We start from the raw sequence: 19,002 nt of genomic DNA on the forward strand, positions 1-19,002 counted from the left end.
TCCTTTGGGAAGGGCACAACCACCACGTAATTAGATTCTGTTGCAAGGAGTCCGCATTCATGAACACTGAAATCAATACAGTTGTTGCTGTTTTAGGTCCAGGTGCCATCGGCACAACAGTCGCGGCGGCGTTACACGAAGTCGACCGCACACCATTGCTGTGTGGACGTACTCCCCGCGATCGCCTGACCTTGCAAGATGGCAACCGCTTTATCACCGTACCCGGTCCGGTACAGACGAATCCGGCACAAATCACTCGCACGGTTGATCTTATCTTTCTGGCAGTCAAGTCCACACAAATCGACGCGGCAGCAGAATGGCTCAGGGCGTTGACTGGCCCGGAGACGGTTATATGCGTGCTCCAGAATGGGGTCGAACAGTTGGACAGGCTCGCTACGTACTCTCTGCCCGGACAGATTGTTCCCGCTGTCGTGTGGTTCCCTGCGCAAGCGCAGTCCGATGGCTCGGTACGCTTGCGTGGTGAGGCGCGCCTCAGCGTGCCAGACGCACCAGCTTCCCGTGTAGTGGCCGCAGCGCTGCAAGGCACGTGGTGCTCCGTAGATCTGGCCGCGAATTTCAGCTCCCTGGCCTGGCGCAAGCTGATGCAGAATGCGGTGGCTGGACTCATGGCACTCACGCACCGCCGCTCAGGCATGTTTGGCCGTGCTGATATCGCCAGGCTTACGCTGGCTTATCTGCAGGAATGCCTGGCCGTGGCACGTGCAGAGGGCGCTGAACTCGGAGACGAAGTGCCGCAGGAGATCCTCGATAAGTTCCGGGCGGCTCCTGCAGACATGAGCACCTCCATCCTCACGGATCGAGAAGCTGGCCGACCGCTTGAATGGGATATCCGCAACGGCGTCATTGCGCGTCGCGGCCGGGTTCACAGCATTCCAACGCCGATCAGCGACATCCTGGTGCCGCTTCTTGCGGCTGCGAGCGATGGCCCTGGTTGATCTTAAAGCCGATGATTGCACTCTTACTTCTCTTCTTCGTCGCTCTCGGTGCCGGAGTACTCAGCGGTGTCGTCGGCACTGGCTCGTCGTTAATCATGCTGCCCGTCCTCGTCGCCACGTACGGGCCACGGATTGCTGTGCCTGTTATGGCGATCGCCTCCCTTTTCGGCAACATCGGACGGGTGATTGTCTGGTGGCATGAGATTCGTTGGCGACCGGTGTTTGCCTATTCGTTGGCGGGAGTTCCTGCGGCTGTTCTCGGGGCGCACACGTTACTTACGATTTCTCCTGGCACAGTGGAGGTATTCCTAGCAGCTTTCTTCCTTGCGATGATCCCGCTGCGCCGTCTCATCAGACGATCGAACCTCCACTTGAATCTCTGGCACATGAGTTTGGCCGGGGCGATTGTCGGGTTTATGACCGGATTCGTGCTGTCCACCGGGCCGCTCAGCGTGCCGGTATTTACCGGGTACGGAATGAGTGGAGGCGTATTTTTGGGATCAGAGGCGGCAAGCGCAATCCTGCTCTACGCTGGTAAGCTAGCTACGTTCGGTATATCGGGCGCACTCGCGCAGCCTGTCCTCACACATGGACTTGCCATCGGCATCGCATTGTTCGTCGGTTCGATGATTGCGAAACGTCTCGTCCAGAAACTCCAGACGCATACGTTCGAGCTTCTCATTGATGCCGTTCTCGTCGCTGGGGCAGTAGGGATGATCCTTGCTCTCAAATGAAATGGCACGCCAGGGCTGACGGCGCAAGCGTGTTGTTGTTGTTGTTGTGTAACAGCTTTCTACAGGCAGCGACGGGTCGGGTCGGGGTGGAGGGGTTGGCAAGCCATCAGAAATGAATAAAGCCGTACCAGGGTATGCTGATACAGCTTTTTGTTATTGGTCATGCAGCTTCGTTGTTTTTATCCCGCCCTGTGTTAAAAGGTGGTACGTATGCGACCCGGCATGTATCGATATAATCTGACCACCACTGCATCATCGCCTTGCGGGCTTCCAGATGCTCAGCCTTATGAATGTAAGCCAGACGCACGGTGTTGCGCTCCTGGTGACTCATCTGGCGTTCCACTGCATCTTGCGACCATAAGCCAGACTCCATCAGGGCACTGCATGCCATTGCCCGAAAGCCATGTCCGCAGATGTCCTGTTTCGTGTCGAATCCCATAAGGCGCAGTGCTTTATTAACCGCGTTTTCGCACATCGGCCTGTACGGGTTATGGTCGCCGGGGAAGACCAGTTCGTAAGCCCCGGATATTTCCTTAATCCGTTTCAGAATAGCTATAGCCTGCTGTGAGAGGGGCACGATATGAGCAGTGCGCATTTTTGCACCGCGCCCTGAATAACGCACACCCACAATGGCTTCGCGTGTGGCGGGTATCGTCCAAATTCTGTTTATGAAATCAATTTCTGACCAGCGTGCAAAGCGCAGCTCACTGGAGCGAATGAACAGATGCAGCGTCAGCAGGACAGCAAGCCGGGTCAGTTCACGGCCCTGATGATATGCTTCAATGTGTTCAATCAGTTCAGGCAGCCGCTCCAGCGGCAGGGCGGGATAGTGGTGTCTCATGGGGGGAGCCGTCACGCCATCAAGATTTGCTGCCGGGTTGGTGTCGATAAATCCCTGATGGACCGCATGGCGCATGATGTTACTGAGGTGCTGCCGCGTGCGGGACGCGACTTCCAGCAGGCCCTTTTCCTCAATGCCTTTCAGCAGGTCAATGAAATGATGGGGTTTAAGCTCCGTGACGGACAGATGACCAATTACAGGAAAGATATGGTTGTTCATGCTGGCAAGCAGACGGTCAGCGGTGTTCTGCGACCACTTTTTATTGTTTTTATGCCATGCCAGCGCCACTGTTTTAAACACCTTCTCTGGTGTGCAGGCTCTGCGTTCAGCAGCCCTCTGCAGTGCCGGGTTGATGTTCAGCGCCAGCATCTTACGGATACCTTCGCGCTGCTGGCGGGCATCAGACAGGGAGACGGCAGGATAGGCACCCAGTGCAATGCGGGATTCTTTGCCGTTTATACGATATTTAAGATACCAGTGACGTGAGCCGCCTGGTTTGATAAGAAGGTACAGACCGTGAGAATCAGAAACTTTGAAGGGTTTTGCGGATGGTTTTAAGTTGCGGATTTTTGAGTCGTTAAGGGACATTTGGGGGTCACTCCGTCATCGAACTAACCTGACCCCAGATTTGACCACCAATTTTTCCCGATGCGGAGGGTAAAATCAAAATGCACCGGGAAGAGTTTTCACGCTAACCTCTTGAATCAATATCAGATAAGGATTCGCAAAGATGCATGCAAACAGGAAATTGGCTCCTCTGACTGGACTCGAACCAGTGACATACGGATTAACAGTCCGCCGTTCTACCGACTGAACTACAGAGGAATCGTGTGAACGGGGCGCATAGTAACGAGCCGGAAGGGCTTTGTCAAAGCGTCAGGAGGGTTAAACGGTGCGTTCGCTGGCTTAATAAACAATTTGCGCCATTTTTCAGCATCTTAATGTTGAACCGTGCGGTTTTTGCGTGCAGAAACCTTGTTATTGCCATCGCCTGGCGTGTTGCCGTTAACGAAGGCGCGGTTATCAGGCGATGGCGGAGCGGCAGGCGGCGGCCTGACCGGTGACCTGCTGACTTTTAGCTACTTTCCAGAGAGTTAACAAAAAAACGATAGCCATTTTTATATTAATACTTTTCATTTCACCTTACTGTTTGTTGGGATTTTTCTGTGTTAGCATGACGGCTTGTTTGGGAATATCCCTGATAAACAAGCCGCTACGCGCTTGCCTAGCGGTTTGATACCTATAACAGCACGTCTGACGGCGTATATAGTTTGCCGTTGCCGCATTTCTGGGATTTGGAAAGTTATGAAAAGAACCATCGCAGTAGTAACGTTTTGCGCGTTACTGGCGGGTTGTCAGCAGGCTGGCAACCGTTCCGTCGCCAAGGCGGAGCAGGCGCAAGCCACGGAAACATCCTCCATGTTATCAACCCGGCCGGCAGTGAATGTGGGCAACGACGCCGCCCTGTATACCTGCATGAAAGAACTGAATGCGTTGCAGCAGGTTTCGCCGGCGGCCTATCAGAGCAAAAACACCGAATTAAATCAGATTCTGACGCAGGCCAAACTCTATACGCAGGTGCGCGCCAATCTGAGCCGTGAGATCAACGGCATTCTGGACTCCGGCTATCAATACCGCATCGGCAAAGCCTGCAATGACATTCGTACGGCGTTAACTCAGGCGCTGGTTGAGCGGGTGGAAAACATCTGACGGACGGCGCGGTTGGATGACGTTCGCTGCCGGACGTCATCCTTCTCTCCTGCGCCGAATAGACGGCGTAAGTAAAAAAATCGGCATAAAAGTGTGATGAGTGTCGCGTTTTTTCCGGCAATTGGATAAAATATCCCCATTGCTACCCACCTGTTCTGGATCTGTTTACTCATGAACGAAGTCGCCGCTTCCCGCCGCACAGCCTGGCTGCGCGTTGTCGTGCTTGCCGTTTCCGCCTTTATCTTTAATACCACCGAGTTTATTCCGGTTGGTTTACTGAGCGATATAGCACAAAGTTTTGCCATGCAGACCGAGCAGGTGGGGCTGATCATTACGATTTACGCCTGGATTGTCGCCGCCGCCTCGCTGGTGTGCATGCTGCTGACCAGCAAAATCGAACGGCGTAAATTGCTGATTGGCGTATTTATCCTGTTTATCGCCAGCCATGTGCTGACGGCGGTTGCCTGGAACTTCACCACGCTGGTGATTTCCCGCGCCGGCGTGGCGCTGGCGCACTCGGTGTTCTGGTCGATTACCGCTTCGCTGGCGATCCGCGTGGCGCCGGCGGGCAAAAAAGCGCAGGCGCTGAGCATGCTGGCGGGCGGCACCGCGCTGGCGATGGTGCTCGGCTTGCCGCTGGGGCGCGTCGTCGGGCAGCTGCTGGGCTGGCGGATGACCTTTATCGGCATCGCGGTGGCGGCGACGCTGGCGCTGCTGATGCTGTGGCGGCTGCTGCCGGTGCTGAAGAGCGAGCACTCCGGCTCGCTGGCCAGCGTACCGGTACTGTTCAAGCGCCCGGCGCTGGTCAGCCTGTATATGCTGACCATCATTGTGGTGACGGCGCACTTTACCGCTTACAGCTATATCGAGCCGTTTATCCAGCGGGTGGCCGGCCTGAGCGATAACTTCACCACGCTGATGCTGCTGCTGTTCGGCGCGACCGGCATTATCGGCAGCCTGCTGTTCAGCCGCTACAGCGAACGCTTCCCGTCCGGGCTGTTTATCAGCGCGATCGGTCTGCTGGCGGTGTGCCTGCTGCTGCTGCTGCCGGCCGCCGACAGTGAGCTGCACCTGACGCTGCTGTGCGCGTTCTGGGGGATGGCGATTATGGCTATCGGCCTGTCGATGCAGGCGAAGGTGCTGAGCCTGGCGCCGGACGCCACCGACGTGGCGATGTCGATTTACTCCGGTTTGTACAACCTGGGCATCGGCGGCGGGGCGCTGCTGGGCAACCAGGTCAGCCTGCATCTCGGCATGCCGAACGTCGGCCTGGTCGGCGCGCCGCTGGCGCTGATTGCGCTGGGGTGGTGCGTGCTGAACTTCTACCGCAGCGAGCGCCTGCAGCATCATCGCGCCTGAGCCGCATAGACCGGCTGGCGAACCCCCTTCGTCAGCCGGTTAAATTTTCCCCCAGCCAAACCGCATCCCCGCAGTTTTTTATGCTTAATTAACTTCTTTAGCCTGCTAATTAAAAATTTAACTCCGTCCGCGAATCATTAGCATAGACAGCCTATGTCAATGTTATCGAGAGGTTGCGGGTGAGTGATACTTTTGTGATGGATAACCGGCGGGCCGATGCGCAATCGCCGATTCATGAGCAGGACCTGTCGGCCAGAATCGATGCGCTGCCCGCCTCGGCCGGGCTATGGCGCTTTATTACCCTGTTGTCGTTAGGCGGTTTTTTTGAGCTGTACGATCTGTTTCAGACCGGCTATATCAGTGGCGCAATGATCGCCGAAGGCATTTTCCATCTCGGCGCCGACGGCGTGTTCGGCGTCTCCGATCAGGCGGCGTTTGCCTCGGTGACTTTTCTTGGCCTGTTTGTCGGCGCCAGCCTGCTGAGCCCGTATGCCGACCGCTTCGGGCGGCGGGCGACCTTTATGTTTGCACTGGCCTGGTACGGCGCATTTTCGCTGCTGCTGGCGCTGCAAAATCAGGCGGAATGGATATTGCTGATGCGCTTTCTGGTCGGCGTCGGCCTGGGCATCGAGCTGGTAACCATCGACACCTATCTCACCGAATGGATCCCGGCGCATTTACGCACCCGCGCGTTCGCCTTTGCTTTCTTTATCCAGTTTTTATCGGTGCCGGCGGTGGCGCTGATGTCATGGTGGCTGGTGCCGCAGACCATTTTCGGGCTGACCGGCTGGCGCTACGTGGTGATTATCGGCGCGCTGGCCTCGCTGGTGATTTGGCTGGTGCGTAAAGGCCTGCCGGAGTCGGCGCGCTGGCTGGTGCAGCAGCAACGCTATGGCGAGGCACGTCAGGTTATGGCGGGCATGGAGCAGCGCTGCGGCGTGACGAATGCGCCGCCGTTTCCGCAGCGCGACGCGCCGGCGGCGGAAGAGGGGCGACAGGGGCGTTTTCGCGATATCTGGTCGCCGCGCTACCGCGGCCGTACGCTGATGCTGGTAGTGATGAACTTCTTCCAGGCGATCGGCTTTTTCGGCTTTGGCAACTGGCTGCCGGCGCTGCTGTCCGGCAAAGGCGCCTCGGTGACCCACAGCCTGCTGTATGCGTTTTTTATCACGCTGGCCTATCCGCTGGGCTCGTTAATCTGCAGCCGCTTTGCCGACCGGATGGAAAACAAGTGGCAAATCGTTCTTTCCTGCCTGGTGACGGTTATTTTCGGCTCGCTGTTCGCCTGGCAGAGCAACCCGCTGTGGCTGGTGCTGTGCGGTATTTTCATCACCTGGTCGAACGCCTGGCTGACCTACAGTTACCACTCTTATCAGTCGGAAGTGTTCCCCACCTTTATCCGCGCCCGCGCGGTGGGTTTTTGCTACTCCTTCAGCCGCTTATCGACGGCGTTCAGCAGCATTATTATCGGCGTGATCCTGCAGTACGGCGGGTCGGCCGGCGTCATCGGCTTTATCGTCTTCAGCATGTTGATGGTGATGGGGGTGATTGGTATTTTCGGGCCGAAGACCCGTGGCCGCGACCTGGAAGCGATTTAAGCGCAGATAAAAACAAACGGCCCGGATTTTCCGGGCCGTTTACCGTCAGCGGAACGGTGGCTCGTTAAAGGTGCGCAGCTTGCGGGAGTGCAGCCGTTCGCCTTCGGCGCGCAGCAGGTCGATGGCGCGGATGCCGATCTGCAGGTGCTCGGAGATCGCCCCCTCATAAAAGCGGTTGGCCTGCCCCGGCAGTTTGATCTCGCCGTGCAGCGGCTTGTCGGAAACGCACAGCAGCGTGCCGTAAGGCACGCGGAAGCGGTAGCCCTGTGCGGCGATGGTGGCGCTTTCCATATCGACCGCCACCGCGCGGCTGAGGTTAAAGCGCAGCGCCGAGGCGGCGTAGCGCAGCTCCCAGTTGCGGTCATCGGTGGTGACCACCGTGCCGGTGCGCAGCCGCTGTTTGACCTCTTCCCCCGGCATGCCGCTGACCTGCTTGGTGGCGTCGTACAGCGCCCGCTGTACTTCGGCGATGCTGGGGATCGGGATATCCGGCGGCAGTACCGCATCCAGCACGTGGTCGTCGCGCAGGTAGGCGTGCGCCAGTACGTAATCGCCAATCGACTGGCTTTCACGCAGGCCGCCGCAGTGGCCGATCATCAGCCAGGCGTTCGGCCGCAGCACCGCCAGATGGTCGCAGATGGTTTTGGCGTTGGAAGGGCCGACGCCGATATTAATCAGCGTAATGCCCTGACCGTTGGCGCCAATCAGGTGGTAGGCCGGCATCTGGTTGTTTTTCCATGCCAGATCGGACACGGCCTGCTCCGGCGACAGAGTATCGGCGGTGATGTAGATACCGCCGGCGCAGGAGAGCGCCTGATACGGGCTGTCCGGATCGGCGATCTCGCTGCAGGCCCAGCGGACAAATTCGTCCACATAGCGGGTGTAGTTGGTGAACAGCACAAACTGCTGGAAGTGTTCCACCGGCGTGCCGGTGTAGTGGCGCAGGCGCGCCAGAGAGAAGTCGGCGCGCAGCGCGTCGAAGTGCGACAGCGGGAAGGTGTCGCTGGCCTGCGACAGACCGTCGGCGGTGTCATCGCCGATCTGCGCCAGCTCCGGCACCGGAAAATGTTGCGCCAGCCCGGCGCTCATCGAACGCTCCAGCTCCAGCGTAGAGCCGTCTATCACATACGGATAGGGGATTTCACGCTGCGAGGGCGCCACCTCGATGGCGGCGCCGTATTCTTCCACCAGCAGCGTCAGTTGGTCTTCCAGGTAGTGGCGGAATAGCGCCGGCCGCGCCACGCTGGTGGTGTAGCGGCCGGGATGGGTGAAGCGGCCATAGGCGCGGGTTTTCTTTTCGCTGGGGGCGGTGCCGTGCCAGCTGACGCGCAGCTCCGGGTAGACAAACAGCCCGGCGGCCCGCGCCTGCGCGTCCGGCAGCGTGCCGTTATCAATAAAATCGCCGATCGCCGTACGCAGCGCTTCGACCGCACCCTGGTAGAGGGCTTCCAACTGATCCAGCGCGTCTGCGACCGCGTGGTGACTGCCTGTTTTGCTATGAGCCATAGTACCTCTGAACGTGTTGATGTCCGACTGCGGGTATTGTTAGAAAGTAGCATATTCTCAATATGTTACAAATCCATATCAGCGCCGTGGCGCAGGGTGCCAGCCCGCCAGCGCCCGGCATGCGCAATCAGCACAAAAAACTTTGCAGGATCGGCAGGGATCAAACATGATTTAAAACAGAGTTTCGTTTTATGCCATGGAGCAATGTTGAACTTATTTGCGCAGCTTCGTCAACGGGTGATCGCCACGCCGTGGTACCCCAAACGGAAAAGTTACCGCGTGCTGTTTCGGCGCGAGATCGTGCCGCTGGCGGTGCCGATCTTGCTGGAAAACACCTGCGTCCTGCTGATGGGCGTATTGAGTACGTTTCTGGTGAGCTGGCTGGGCAAGGAGGCAATGGCCGGGGTTGGGCTGGCGGACAGCTTCAACATGGTGATCATCGCCTTTTTCGCCGCGGTGGATCTTGGCACCACGGTGGTGGTGGCGTTCAGCCTGGGCAAACTGGATCACCAGCGGGCGCGCGCGGCGGCGCGTCAGTCGCTGGTGCTGATGACGGTGGTGGCGCTGCTGCTGGCGGCGGCGATCCACCTGGCTGGCGAGCAGATTATTGATGTGATTGCCGGCGCCGCCACGCCGGAGGTAAAGGCGCTGGCGCTCTCCTATCTGCAGACCACCGTGTGGAGCTACCCGGCGGCGGCGATTGCGCTGATCGGCAGCGGTGCACTGCGCGGCGCGGGCAACACCAAAATTCCGTTGCTGATCAATGGCGGCATGAACATCCTCAATATTATTATCAGCAGCGCGCTGATATATGGCATTCCGGGCTGGGACGGTCTGGGCTTCATCGGGGCCGGACTGGGGCTGACCCTGTCACGTTATATTGGCGCCGTGGCGATTATTTATGTGCTGGCGATCGGCTTTAATCCGTCGCTGCACATTACCCTGAAGAGCTATTTCAGCCGGTTGCAGCTGTCGATCCTGAAAGAGGTGCTGGGCATCGGCATTCCCGCCAGCATTGAGTCAGTGCTGTTTAACGGCGGCAAATTGCTGACGCAGATGTTTGTGGCCGGCATGGGCACCAGCGTGATCGCCGGTAACTTTATCGCTTTCTCGATCGCCTCGCTGATTAACCTGCCGGGCAATGCGCTGGGCTCGGCGTCGACCATTATCGTGGGACGGCGGCTGGGCAAGGGGCAAATTGGCCAGGCGGAGAGGCAGCTGCGGCATATTTTCTGGCTGTCGACCCTTGGCCTGACGCTGCTGGCCTGGGGCAGCGCGCCGTTCGCCGGGCTGTTTGCCGCGTTCTATACCCAGCAGGATGATGTGAAAGAGGTGGTGAAGGTGCTGATCTGGCTGAACGCCGCCTTTATGCCGATTTGGGCCGCCTCCTGGGTGCTGCCCGCCGGGCTGAAGGGCGCGCGCGACGCGCGTTTTGCCATGTGGGTGTCGATGCTGGGCATGTGGGGCTGTCGGGTGGTAGCCGGCTATACGCTGGGGATCGTGCTGGGCATGGGGGTGACCGGCGTCTGGCTGGGGATGTTTATGGACTGGGCGGTACGCGGCGCGCTGTTCTACTGGCGTATGGTTAGCGGCCGCTGGCTGTGGAAGTACCCGCGCAATAAGGAAAATGCGTCCCGGGATTAATTTTGCGGGTAGCGGGTGTAGGGATTGTTGTTATTGAGCGACGACAGAAACATGGTGCCAATCAGCGCCAGGTGCGGCATCACAAACCAGCAGAAACACCAGGTGCCGCTGTAGCCGCCGTCATGCAGGCGGCGGATATTGCTGGCCAGCAGCGGCAGCACAAAGATAATGACCACGATCCATGAAAGCGGGTAATTCATCACCACCTTGACAGCCAGGTAAAGCACAAACCACAGGTGCTGAAATACCACCAGCGTGATATAGAATGCGCGGCTGTCCCGGCCTTTGATGCTGAACGACTGTCGATATCCCTGATAGATCACATTTAACAGGTAAATGATAGCATCCTCCATGATGGATATATTTTATATATCAATAAGTTAATAACTTATAGATCATGAAGGGGAAGGGCAAGCGTTTATCATTTATCTGCAGGTTGCCCCGCCATTTGCTGCAATAACCAGTGCCGCAGCGCGATAATATCCGCCCGCTGCGCCGCTTCCTCCGTTGTTACCAGATAATAGCGCGCGCCGGGCAGCGACTCGTCAAACGGTGCGGTCAGCACGCCTCGCTGTAGCAGATCGTTCGCCAGCAGCCGGCTGGCGATGACCACGCCTTGTCCAGCCACCGCCGCCTGCAGCGCGTGCGTTTCATCGCTGAAAATCAACCCGCCGTTGCAGTCCAGCCCGTCAGGCCCGTAGCGCCGCTGCCAGTTTTGCCAGGTGGGCGAGTCGGCGGGAACGTGCCGCTGCTCCACGTGAAACAGCGTGGCGGTGTGTAGATCTTCCTTCGTTTTGATGCCGATCGACGGGCTGGCCACCAGGATAAAGCGGTCTTCATACAGCAGGGTACTGTGCAGGTGAGTTTCCGGCGTTTCGCGGTAGCGGATGGCGGCATCGACGGTGCGCTGGGTTAAATCCACCCGCTCAACGCTGGTGTGCAGACGTAAATCAATGGCCGGCAGCTGCGCTTTAAAATCGGCCAGGCGCGGCACCAGCCAGTGGGTGAGAAAATTGGAGGTGGTGGTGACCGTCAGCGCCGGCGGCTGAGCGGCCTGCATAATCTGCGCGGTGGCGGTCTCCAGCGCGCTGAAGGCGCTTTGCGTTGCGCCGTATAACAATTCCCCGGCATGGGTTAGGCTGACGCCCTGGGCGCTGCGTTCACAGACCCGGCATTCCAACATCGACTCCAGCAGTTTGATCTGATGGCTGACGGCGGTGGCGCTGACGCCCAACTGTTCGGCGGCCAGCTTAAAGCTCAGGCAGCCCGCAACGGCATGGAAGGCGCGTACGGCGCCCAGCGGCGGTAAGCGTGGTTTTCTCATGGCTGAGTTATTCTCATCTATGAATGAAATCTATGACTTTGATTACCTGATTATACGCGAGATAAGCTTATTGCAGTTGCTCACTGAGGGTGAGTTTATCTCATGATTATTGCGTATGATGCAGGAGGACGATGATGATACCGTTAGCCAAACAGCCGGACGCAGGCGCGATCACGCCGCCGGGTGCGGTGCTCCGGGCGATCGTGCTGAGCGTACTGCTATCTGCGGCGCTGCTATTGTTCCGGCAGTATGGCTGGGCGCAGCCGCTGCCCGGTGTTGCGCTGCCGCTCAGCCTGGCGCTGGCCTTTGCCTGCGGTGTGGCGCTGGGGCGTTACCGTCCGCTGGCGCAGCCGTCGCCGCTGGTGGTGGCGCGCTATGGCTTATTGATCGCTGCCGCAGGGTTGCTATGGATCCTGCTGGCGCTGCACGGACGGCTGGAATGGACGATGCTGCTGCCGGGCGCCTGGCTGACCGGCGCCGGTCTGGGCGCGGTCTACCAGCGCCATCGCGCTAGCGCGCCGCCGGGGCGACATCCTGTTTGGGGGCGCGCCGCGCTGGCGCTGATCTGCGGCGCGGCGCTGGCGGCGACGCAGTGGCTGCAGTGGCAGGCGGCGGGCGGGTTTAACTTCGCTTTGGCGCTGCTGGTGGATATGGTTCTGTTTGGCGCGCTGCTGGTGCGCATTGTCGAACGCGACCGTGAAAGCTGACACCGGCGCAGCGGTTAACCCGGTTTTCAGCTAAGCAACGCAAAAATGCATATTTCCTTTCCGGGCCGGTAAGCGTTTTACTTCTCTCAGGCGTCAATCATTGACTGAGGAGGGGAGCATGAAGCGTTTACTGGCTTTTTTGCGGTTCAGCCGTGGGGTACAGGCCGAACCGCAGCAGACGAAGCAGCCCGGCGACAGCGCCGCACTGTTGGAAACCATGCTGGCCACCAGCCAGCTGTACGGTTTTGAGTTCCATCCTTCGCTGCTGCGTCATTATGGAAAATAATCGCTACCGCCGCGCGATGCGCTACAGCTACTGGAATGAGCTGTGCGTGACTGCCTGATTAAAAGGCGGTATCTAGCTCCGCCTGCACGTTGTAGTCGTCATCGACCAGCAACAGCGTTTTCCATTTATCAAAGGTCAGGCAGGGATGGGAGGTGCCGAAGATCAGGATATCGCCGACCTGCACATCGCTGTCAGGCGCCAGCCTCAGCATACAGTGCTGGTCCATGACCTCGCTGCTGGTATAGGCGCCGGGCCTGAACGGCAGCGCCTTACCCGCCCGGTAATGGGCGACCGGCTGCGGCAGCCCGGCGTCAAAGGCGCAGTCACGCTTGCCAAAATTAACAATCGCCAGCCGGGCCTCCGGCACCGATTGCACCATGGCCACCAGCTGCAGAGCGGCGCTGAGATCGCCGCCGAGATCGCAGGCGATGCGGTCGCGCGCCAGCAGCGCATCCTGCGCCTGCTGATAGATGCCGTTGTCATGGGTGATATAACAGCCGGGGCGAATCACAATGCGGCAGTGCGGCGGCTTTTTTGCCGTCAGCCAGACGTTGCATACCACGTCATACCACACGGTGCCTGCACCGGTCAGAATAAACTCCCCGTCGACATACACCGCCATATTGCAGGCCAGCGCCGCCGCCGCGCTGAGTAAGGCTTCTATCTGCGGCTGCGGATCGTCGCCGTGCAGCACGCCTTCATACAGCTCCAGCCCGCGCAGCCGCAGGCCCGGCAGCGCCGCGATCTTGGCCGCCAGCGCCAGCGCCTCCGCCGTGCTGCGGCAGCCGCAGCGGCCGCCCGGCACGCCCAGCTCCACCAGCACGTCCAGCGTTTGTCCCTGAGCGTGGAAAAAGGCGGCAAGCGAGGCGGCATTGTCCACACTGTCGACGCAGCACAGAAAATCACAGCGCGGATAGCGCTGTTTCAACTGCGACACCAGTTGCATATTGGCTTTGCCCACCAGCTGGTTCGCCATCAGCACCCGCTCGATGCCCGCAGCCATGGCGGCATGTGCCTGCCAGGCGCTGCCGACGCCAATTGCCCAGGCGCCGGCCTCCTGCTGCCGGCGAAAAATCCACGGCGTCATGGTGGTTTTGCCGTGCGGCGCGAGTGAAACCCCGCGCTTATCGGCATAACGCTGCATCCAGCGGATATTATTTTCCAGCGCGCCGGCCTGAATCACGGCGGCCGGCAGGCAGACATCTTCATGCAGCAGATTGCTGATGCCGGCGGCGGAAACATGCATCGGCGCCGATTTATGCTTTGCGCTATTGACGGCCGTCATTTGCTTTCTCCCGCCAGCGGTCCGATTGGTTTGGTGTCGGTGTGGGTGGCTTCCCGTTCGTCGGTGATCATTTGTAGCACCTCTTCGCGTGACAGTTTATTTTTCGGGGTGAGCAGGGTGACGGCAACGGCGGCCACCAGGCTGACGAGCAGCGCCGGGATCACCGGGTTGCCGAGCGCCTGTGACCAGGCCGGGATCAGAATCACGGTCAGCGAGGTCAGGCTGCCGCCCAGCAGCGCGGCAATGCAGCCCTGCCAGTTGAAGCGCAGCCAGAATTTACCCAGCAGCACGGTGACGCACATGCCCGACATAATCATTGAAATCATTTTGGTGATATAGCCAATGATGTCATTCGACGTCAGGGCGAAAATCAGCGCCAGCAGAATCACCAGCAGCAGGAAAATGCGCGACAGATTGATGGCTTTCTCCGGCGGCGGCATTTTCCCTGTCACCATGGTGTAAATATCACGCAGAATGATGGAAACCCCGGCAATTGCATCCGAACTGCCGGATGACAGGTTGGCAGACATGCCGGCGATCAGCACCACCATGGCCAGCACGGCCGGCAGGGCGTTGGTGGCGAACAGGAAGGCAAAGCTGGGGTTCTCCAGCTCGGGGTTCATCACGTGCGTTGCCATGCCGATAATTGCCGGCAGGAATGAAAAGCCCATGTACAGCACGCCGGTAATCACGAAAGACTGGCGGATGGAGCGCGTCGAGGCGGCGGAGTAGATGCGCTGACGGTAAGACGGCGTCGCCAGTACGCCAATGCCGATGACGATCGCCAGAGAGAGCGCCGGCCACAGGCCGAGCTTGCCGATGCCGAACAGCGTAAAGGCCTGCGGATCGGTGTTGGCGACCAGGGTGTCCCAGCCGCCGACGTAGCTGACGGACAGCGCGGCCAGCACGATAAAGCCGAGGAACAGCACGATGGATTGCAGCGTGTCGATCCAGGAGACGGCTTTATACCCGCCGATGCCGACATAGAAGATAAAGCCGACGGCGATAATGATCTTGGCTACGGTGATATCGATATCCGCCGCCCAGGCCAGATACAGCCCGCCGCCGAGGATATGTGCGCCCAGCCAGCCGATTGAAGCGAGGAAAATCAGCAGGGCCACCAGGTTCTTCACGATGCGACTGCCGCCGGTGTAGTAGCAGATCTCCTCGCTCATGGTCATAAAGCGCAGTTTCCTGACCGGCCCGAACAGCCAGGCGGTAAGGAGGATACCGGTTGCGCCGCCGATGCCGTACAGCATGCCGGCCCAGCCGTTGGTATAGCCAAAGCTCACCGCGCCGATGCTGGAGCCGGTGCCGACCATGGTGCCGACGGTGGAGCCCAGGGTCAGCAGCATCGGCAGCTTTCTGCCGCCGAGGATAAAGTCTTCCCCCGTTTTCTGGTGGCGGGTGACGTACCAGCCGATCGCCATCATGACGAAGGCATAGAGTAAAAACCAGATCAGGAAATTGTTGTGTTCCATAATATTCCCTTACGTAGTGATAATGCCGTTAGTTCTGCTTGTATTTGGCGTTAAAACAGGTGATGTCGACCTCGACCATGCAGTCGACGACCAGATCGGCCACGCAGCACACGCGCGCGGGCGGATGCTCGGCAAAGAAATGGCGGAAGACCTTATTGAAGGACTGGAAGTAGCGCGCGTCGGTCAGAAAGACCTTCATATGCACGATGTCTTCCTTGCCGAAGCCCGCCTCGCTCATGATGTCGAGGCAGTTTTGAATCGCCTGGGTGGACTGGGCGACGATGCCGCCGTCGATAATCTCCCCGTCGACCATCGGCGTCTGGCCGGAGACGTACAGCCAGCCGTCTGCGCTGACCGCTTTGGCGAACGGCAGGTTCTGGCCGCCGGTGCCGGTGGAGCCGGTAATTCCGTAACGTTTAATCATGATGTCCTCTTTTCGGGTTAATGGTTTCTGCTCAGGAATTTCCCGGCGCGCCGGCCGGTCATCTGTTGTTGGCTGTAGGTCAGTACGCCGTTGACGAACACCTGTTCAATGCCCTCGGCCCGCTGTTTCGGCTGCTGAAAGGTGGCGGCGTCGTTGATGCGCGCCGGGTCGAACACCACCAGATCGGCAAAGTATCCTTCCCGGATCAGCCCGCGCTGCCGCATGCCGAAGCGCTGTGCGGACATGCCGGTCATCTTGTGCACCGCGGTCGTCAGCGGGAACAGCCGTTCATCGCGGCTGTAGTGGCCCAATACCCGCGGGAAGGTGCCCCACAGGCGCGGATGGGGGTTGGGATCGCACGGCAGGCCGTCGGAGCCGACCATGGCGCTGGGGTGAGCCAGTACGCGGCGCACATCGGCTTCATCCATCTGGAAATAGATGGCGCCGGCGGGCATCAGCCGCTGGGCGGCGTGGTGAATATCGCTATCCCAGGCGGCGGCGATCTCCAGCAGGGTTTTGCCCGCCATTTCCGGGTGCGGCGTGGACCAGGTGATCAAAATGTCGTAGTCCGCCGTAACCTGCTGCGGATCGAGGTTGGAGGAGCCGGCGCGGTACGGGTAGAGATCGCAGCTGATATCCTGGCGTTGCTGATACTTCTCTATCAGCGCCAGCGTTTCTACCGTGCGCCCCCAGTTTTTGGCGCCCGCGCACTTATGGTGGGAGATCTGCACCGGCACCCGGGCGTGACGGCCGACGTGAAATGCCTCATGCATGGCGTCGATGATCCCGTCATATTCGGTGCGCATATGCGTGGTGTAGATGCCCTGATGTTCGGCCAGCAGCTCCGCCAGCGCGCAGATCTCTTCCGTTGAGGCGTTAACGGCGTTGCCGTAGGACAGGCCGGTACTCAGCCCCAGCGCCCCCTGTTGCAGCGCCTGCCGCAGGGCGGCGCGCATATCGTCGATACTGGCGCTTTGCGCCGGCTCGTTCAGTGACGCCACAAAGTTGTTGCGCAGCGTGGTGTGGCCGATAAGCGTGGCGACGTTCACCGACGGCGTGACCTCGTCCACTTTGCGGCGATAGCTGGCCAGATCCGGGTAACGAAACTCCGCCAGTTCTCCCAGCAGGTTGAGCGGGTCGGGCACGTCGTCTTTCATCACCGCGCAGGCGGCGCTGATGCCGCAGTTGCCGACGATGATGCTGGTGACGCCCTGCGAGGTTTTCTCAACATATTCCGGGTGCTTGATCACGATCAGATCGTCATGGGTGTGGACGTCGATGAATCCGGGCGACAGTACCCGGCCGCGACACTCCAGCGTGACGTCCGCATCGTCATTAATAACCGGCGCGATACGGGTGATGCGGTCGTCGCTGACGGCTACGTCGGCGACGTAACCGGCGCCGCCGGAGCCGTCAATCACGGTGGCGTTTTTAAACAGGTAGTGATGTTTCATAGTGATACCTTTAAGCGTTCTGATGGGGATGGGAGCGGTATGCCGCCACAAAGGCCCGCGCCTGCGCCGCGGTGCGTTCCGGCGTTTGTCCGGCCCGGTATAAGTCGTTGCCGAGTCCGGCGCCGCTGCAGCCTGCCTGCAGGTAGGCGCCGAGCGTGTCCGGCGTGACGCCGCCGACGGCGTAGAGGGCAATATCGGCAGGCAGCACGGATTTCAGCGCACGCACATAGCCGGGGCCGAACTGGCCGGCGGGGAACAGTTTGATTTGCCGGGCGCCGGCCTCGATGGCGCTGAAGGCCTCCGTCGGCGTCGCGCACCCCGGCAGCGCCGGCATCGCGTGGTGCAGCGCCCGGCGGATTACCGCAGGCTGCGTCGCCGGCGTCACAATAAACTGGCAACCTGCCGCCGCCAGCTGGTCAACGTCGGCGACATTCACCACCGTGCCGGCGCCGATCAGCGTTTGTCCGCCATAGCGTTTGGCCGCGTGCGCAATGCTGGTTTGCCACGCCGGCGAGTTCAGCGGGATTTCAATCGCCTGAAAACCGGCCTCAATCAGTACGGGAAGATGATCGTCAATTTCATCGGGCGTAATGCCACGCAGAATGGCGACCAGCGGCAGCGTAAGGTTCATTTTCATAACGGATCTCCGGATGCGACGACGTCAGACGGCGCCGCACTGTGCGGTGTCGCCTGACGCATGATGATTTCCATAACGGCGATGGCGCCGATGCTGGACAGCGGCCGGGCGGGATCCTCATCCACCAGCAGCGCGTCGGCGGTGAAAAAGGGATCGGTGGCGATCAGCGCGGCCAGCGCCTGCTGCAGGATTGGTTTGCCGCTGATGACCACGCGGGTATCCGGCGTCATCGCCAGCGCCCGGCTCTGTTTCATCGCCTGAATATCGGCGCAGAGCGTGACGCCCAGTAAATAGCTGGCCTTTTGGTCGTGGGTGGCGTCGGTAAACAGATCCAGCAGCCGTACCGAGAAGCAGGCGCGCGACAGGCCGGTACGCCGGCAGGCTTCGGCGCCCTGCAGCAGATAGTCGAGCTCCAGACGGGCGGCGAACTGCCGGTCCAGCGAACCGGCCAGCAGGGTGTGGTGGGTCAGCACATCCAGTAACTCGCCGGCCATGGTGGTGGCGCAGGCGGCAATACGCTGCTGACGGTCGATTTTGACGAACTTTGAGTGTGAGCCGGGCAGCACGATCACCGCAGGGCCGTGCACGGCGTGTAACGCCAGCAGGCCGAAGGTTTCCGCCTCTTCACCGCGCATCACATCCATCATATCGAGGTTGGCGAGGTTAACCTGCGGCAGGGCGTTTTTTACGCCGGGAATAAACCAGATCGGCTGCGGCGCAATGGCCGGAATATGCCGCGCCACCGCGCCGTTCGCCAGCTGTTCAACGCCGACCGGTGCGCTCAGGTGGGGGAGCGGGCAGAGCCCGACATCGGCGGTGATCATGCCGGACGCCACGATCGCGCAGCGATCGAGCGTACAGTTTTCAGCCTGCGCCAGCGCACGATCCAAGGCGTCTTTAATCCCGGCGGTGAGCGTTGCCAGATTGCCGCTTTTGGCGCTGTCGCGCACCCCGACCGCTGCACAGGCGTCGGCGATGATCCTTTTATCCTGCCAGATACGCACCCGGGTATTGGTGGTACCGGAATCAATGGTGACGATGAACATGTCGCTTCCT

General features: G+C 59.8%; 18 protein-coding genes and 1 tRNA gene. 8 read left to right on the plus strand and 11 right to left on the minus strand.

What is annotated here, in order from left to right; genetic code table 11:
- Positions 1-59 precede the first annotated feature (59 nt).
- Both HF675_RS08540 and HF675_RS08545 read left to right on the plus strand, forming a co-directional pair.
- Complete coding sequence (locus HF675_RS08540; protein ID WP_049097175.1) at positions 60-956, plus strand: oxidoreductase; 897 nt, start codon at positions 60-62, stop codon at positions 954-956.
- Between the two features lie 11 nt (positions 957-967).
- Positions 968-1,690, plus strand: a complete 723-nt coding sequence (locus tag HF675_RS08545; RefSeq protein ID WP_032105408.1) for a sulfite exporter TauE/SafE family protein — start codon at positions 968-970, stop codon at positions 1,688-1,690.
- Between the two features lie 160 nt (positions 1,691-1,850).
- Here HF675_RS08545 and HF675_RS08550 read toward each other — a convergent pair whose 3' ends face one another.
- Positions 1,851-3,119 carry an integrase arm-type DNA-binding domain-containing protein gene (locus HF675_RS08550; protein WP_049097176.1) on the minus strand — a complete coding sequence of 423 codons (1,269 nt, stop codon included), beginning with the start codon at positions 3,117-3,119 and terminating at the stop codon, positions 1,851-1,853.
- Positions 3,120-3,280: 161 nt separating this feature from the next.
- Positions 3,281-3,356 (minus strand) — tRNA-Asn (locus HF675_RS08555).
- A 480-nt stretch (positions 3,357-3,836) separates the two neighbouring features.
- Between HF675_RS08555 and HF675_RS08560 the strand changes: the two genes are divergently transcribed.
- The 3 genes from HF675_RS08560 (at position 3,837) to HF675_RS08570 (ending at position 7,198) form a co-directional block, all read left to right on the plus strand.
- The gene (locus tag HF675_RS08560) at positions 3,837-4,241 is read left to right on the plus strand and encodes a hypothetical protein (RefSeq protein WP_145961109.1); all 405 of its coding nucleotides are present in this window, start codon (positions 3,837-3,839) and stop codon (positions 4,239-4,241) included.
- Between the two features lie 171 nt (positions 4,242-4,412).
- The gene (locus HF675_RS08565; protein ID WP_187044412.1) at positions 4,413-5,600 is read left to right on the plus strand and encodes a sugar transporter; all 1,188 of its coding nucleotides are present in this window, start codon (positions 4,413-4,415) and stop codon (positions 5,598-5,600) included.
- 197 nt (positions 5,601-5,797) lie between these two features.
- Positions 5,798-7,198 (plus strand): MFS transporter, encoded by a 1,401-nt coding sequence (locus tag HF675_RS08570; RefSeq protein ID WP_105231821.1) that lies wholly within the window; start codon positions 5,798-5,800, stop codon positions 7,196-7,198.
- Between the two features lie 45 nt (positions 7,199-7,243).
- Here HF675_RS08570 and HF675_RS08575 read toward each other — a convergent pair whose 3' ends face one another.
- Positions 7,244-8,704, minus strand: coding sequence for an AMP nucleosidase (locus tag HF675_RS08575; RefSeq protein WP_187044413.1), 1,461 nt, complete (start codon positions 8,702-8,704; stop codon positions 7,244-7,246).
- 207 nt (positions 8,705-8,911) lie between these two features.
- On the opposite strand from HF675_RS08575, the gene HF675_RS08580 reads away from it, so the two are divergent.
- A complete protein-coding gene (locus tag HF675_RS08580) occupies positions 8,912-10,348 on the plus strand; it encodes an EmmdR/YeeO family multidrug/toxin efflux MATE transporter (RefSeq protein ID WP_105233436.1) in 1,437 nt (478 codons plus the stop codon).
- Here the strand turns inward: HF675_RS08580 and HF675_RS08585 are convergent.
- Positions 10,345-10,701 (minus strand): DUF805 domain-containing protein, encoded by a 357-nt coding sequence (locus tag HF675_RS08585; RefSeq protein ID WP_105231819.1) that lies wholly within the window; start codon positions 10,699-10,701, stop codon positions 10,345-10,347. The genes HF675_RS08580 and HF675_RS08585 overlap by 4 nt on opposite strands.
- Positions 10,702-10,769: 68 nt before the next feature.
- Positions 10,770-11,672, minus strand: a complete 903-nt coding sequence (locus tag HF675_RS08590) for a LysR substrate-binding domain-containing protein (RefSeq protein WP_187044414.1) — start codon at positions 11,670-11,672, stop codon at positions 10,770-10,772.
- Between the two features lie 131 nt (positions 11,673-11,803).
- Here HF675_RS08590 and HF675_RS08595 point away from each other — a divergent pair, with 131 nt between their 5' ends.
- Together HF675_RS08595 and HF675_RS08600 are read left to right on the plus strand one after the other, a co-directional pair.
- On the plus strand, positions 11,804-12,379 hold the full coding sequence (locus HF675_RS08595) for a hypothetical protein (protein WP_187044415.1): 576 nt from the start codon (positions 11,804-11,806) through the stop codon (positions 12,377-12,379).
- 118 nt (positions 12,380-12,497) lie between these two features.
- Positions 12,498-12,665 carry a hypothetical protein gene (locus HF675_RS08600; RefSeq protein ID WP_158684826.1) on the plus strand — a complete coding sequence of 56 codons (168 nt, stop codon included), beginning with the start codon at positions 12,498-12,500 and terminating at the stop codon, positions 12,663-12,665.
- A gap of 58 nt (positions 12,666-12,723) precedes the next feature.
- On the opposite strand, the gene HF675_RS08605 is transcribed toward HF675_RS08600, so the two are convergent.
- The 6 genes from HF675_RS08605 to HF675_RS08630 are packed head-to-tail and all read right to left on the minus strand — an operon-like array spanning position 12,724 to position 18,992.
- Complete coding sequence (locus HF675_RS08605) at positions 12,724-13,950, minus strand: amino acid deaminase (RefSeq protein WP_187044416.1); 1,227 nt, start codon at positions 13,948-13,950, stop codon at positions 12,724-12,726.
- Positions 13,947-15,431, minus strand: a complete 1,485-nt coding sequence (locus tag HF675_RS08610) for a sodium:solute symporter family protein (RefSeq protein ID WP_187044417.1) — start codon at positions 15,429-15,431, stop codon at positions 13,947-13,949. Before HF675_RS08610 ends, HF675_RS08605 begins: the two co-directional genes overlap by 4 nt.
- 28 nt (positions 15,432-15,459) lie before the next feature.
- Positions 15,460-15,858 carry a RidA family protein gene (locus HF675_RS08615; RefSeq protein WP_187044711.1) on the minus strand — a complete coding sequence of 133 codons (399 nt, stop codon included), beginning with the start codon at positions 15,856-15,858 and terminating at the stop codon, positions 15,460-15,462.
- A 14-nt stretch (positions 15,859-15,872) separates the two neighbouring features.
- The gene (locus tag HF675_RS08620) at positions 15,873-17,309 is read right to left on the minus strand and encodes an amidohydrolase family protein (protein ID WP_187044418.1); all 1,437 of its coding nucleotides are present in this window, start codon (positions 17,307-17,309) and stop codon (positions 15,873-15,875) included.
- A 10-nt stretch (positions 17,310-17,319) separates the two neighbouring features.
- On the minus strand, positions 17,320-17,946 hold the full coding sequence (locus tag HF675_RS08625) for a 2-dehydro-3-deoxy-6-phosphogalactonate aldolase (RefSeq protein WP_187044419.1): 627 nt from the start codon (positions 17,944-17,946) through the stop codon (positions 17,320-17,322).
- Complete coding sequence (locus HF675_RS08630) at positions 17,943-18,992, minus strand: 2-dehydro-3-deoxygalactonokinase (RefSeq protein WP_187044420.1); 1,050 nt, start codon at positions 18,990-18,992, stop codon at positions 17,943-17,945. Before HF675_RS08630 ends, HF675_RS08625 begins: the two co-directional genes overlap by 4 nt.
- Positions 18,993-19,002: the final 10 nt, after the last annotated feature.

The sequence above is a fragment of the Serratia sp. JUb9 genome, from assembly GCF_014298095.1.
Classification (GTDB): Bacteria; Pseudomonadota; Gammaproteobacteria; order Enterobacterales; family Enterobacteriaceae; genus Serratia_B; species Serratia_B rhizosphaerae.

Excerpts from the sequence above, each read along its gene's own strand:
- HF675_RS08610 (WP_187044417.1), bottom strand. The coding sequence starts at position 15,431 with ATGGAACACAACAATTTCCTGATCTGGTTTTTACTCTATGCCTTCGTC.
- HF675_RS08620 (WP_187044418.1), bottom strand. The coding sequence starts at position 17,309 with ATGAAACATCACTACCTGTTTAAAAACGCCACCGTGATTGACGGCTCC.
- HF675_RS08605 (WP_187044416.1), bottom strand. The coding sequence starts at position 13,950 with ATGACGGCCGTCAATAGCGCAAAGCATAAATCGGCGCCGATGCATGTT.
- HF675_RS08545 (WP_032105408.1), top strand. The coding sequence starts at position 968 with ATGATTGCACTCTTACTTCTCTTCTTCGTCGCTCTCGGTGCCGGAGTA.
- HF675_RS08560 (WP_145961109.1), top strand. The coding sequence starts at position 3,837 with ATGAAAAGAACCATCGCAGTAGTAACGTTTTGCGCGTTACTGGCGGGT.
- HF675_RS08540 (WP_049097175.1), top strand. The coding sequence starts at position 60 with ATGAACACTGAAATCAATACAGTTGTTGCTGTTTTAGGTCCAGGTGCC.
- HF675_RS08585 (WP_105231819.1), bottom strand. The coding sequence starts at position 10,701 with ATGGAGGATGCTATCATTTACCTGTTAAATGTGATCTATCAGGGATAT.
- HF675_RS08570 (WP_105231821.1), top strand. The coding sequence starts at position 5,798 with ATGGATAACCGGCGGGCCGATGCGCAATCGCCGATTCATGAGCAGGAC.
- HF675_RS08625 (WP_187044419.1), bottom strand. The coding sequence starts at position 17,946 with ATGAAAATGAACCTTACGCTGCCGCTGGTCGCCATTCTGCGTGGCATT.
- HF675_RS08575 (WP_187044413.1), bottom strand. The coding sequence starts at position 8,704 with ATGGCTCATAGCAAAACAGGCAGTCACCACGCGGTCGCAGACGCGCTG.
- HF675_RS08595 (WP_187044415.1), top strand. The coding sequence starts at position 11,804 with ATGATGATACCGTTAGCCAAACAGCCGGACGCAGGCGCGATCACGCCG.
- HF675_RS08600 (WP_158684826.1), top strand. The coding sequence starts at position 12,498 with ATGAAGCGTTTACTGGCTTTTTTGCGGTTCAGCCGTGGGGTACAGGCC.
- HF675_RS08590 (WP_187044414.1), bottom strand. The coding sequence starts at position 11,672 with ATGAGAAAACCACGCTTACCGCCGCTGGGCGCCGTACGCGCCTTCCAT.
- HF675_RS08565 (WP_187044412.1), top strand. The coding sequence starts at position 4,413 with ATGAACGAAGTCGCCGCTTCCCGCCGCACAGCCTGGCTGCGCGTTGTC.
- HF675_RS08630 (WP_187044420.1), bottom strand. The coding sequence starts at position 18,992 with ATGTTCATCGTCACCATTGATTCCGGTACCACCAATACCCGGGTGCGT.
- HF675_RS08550 (WP_049097176.1), bottom strand. The coding sequence starts at position 3,119 with ATGTCCCTTAACGACTCAAAAATCCGCAACTTAAAACCATCCGCAAAA.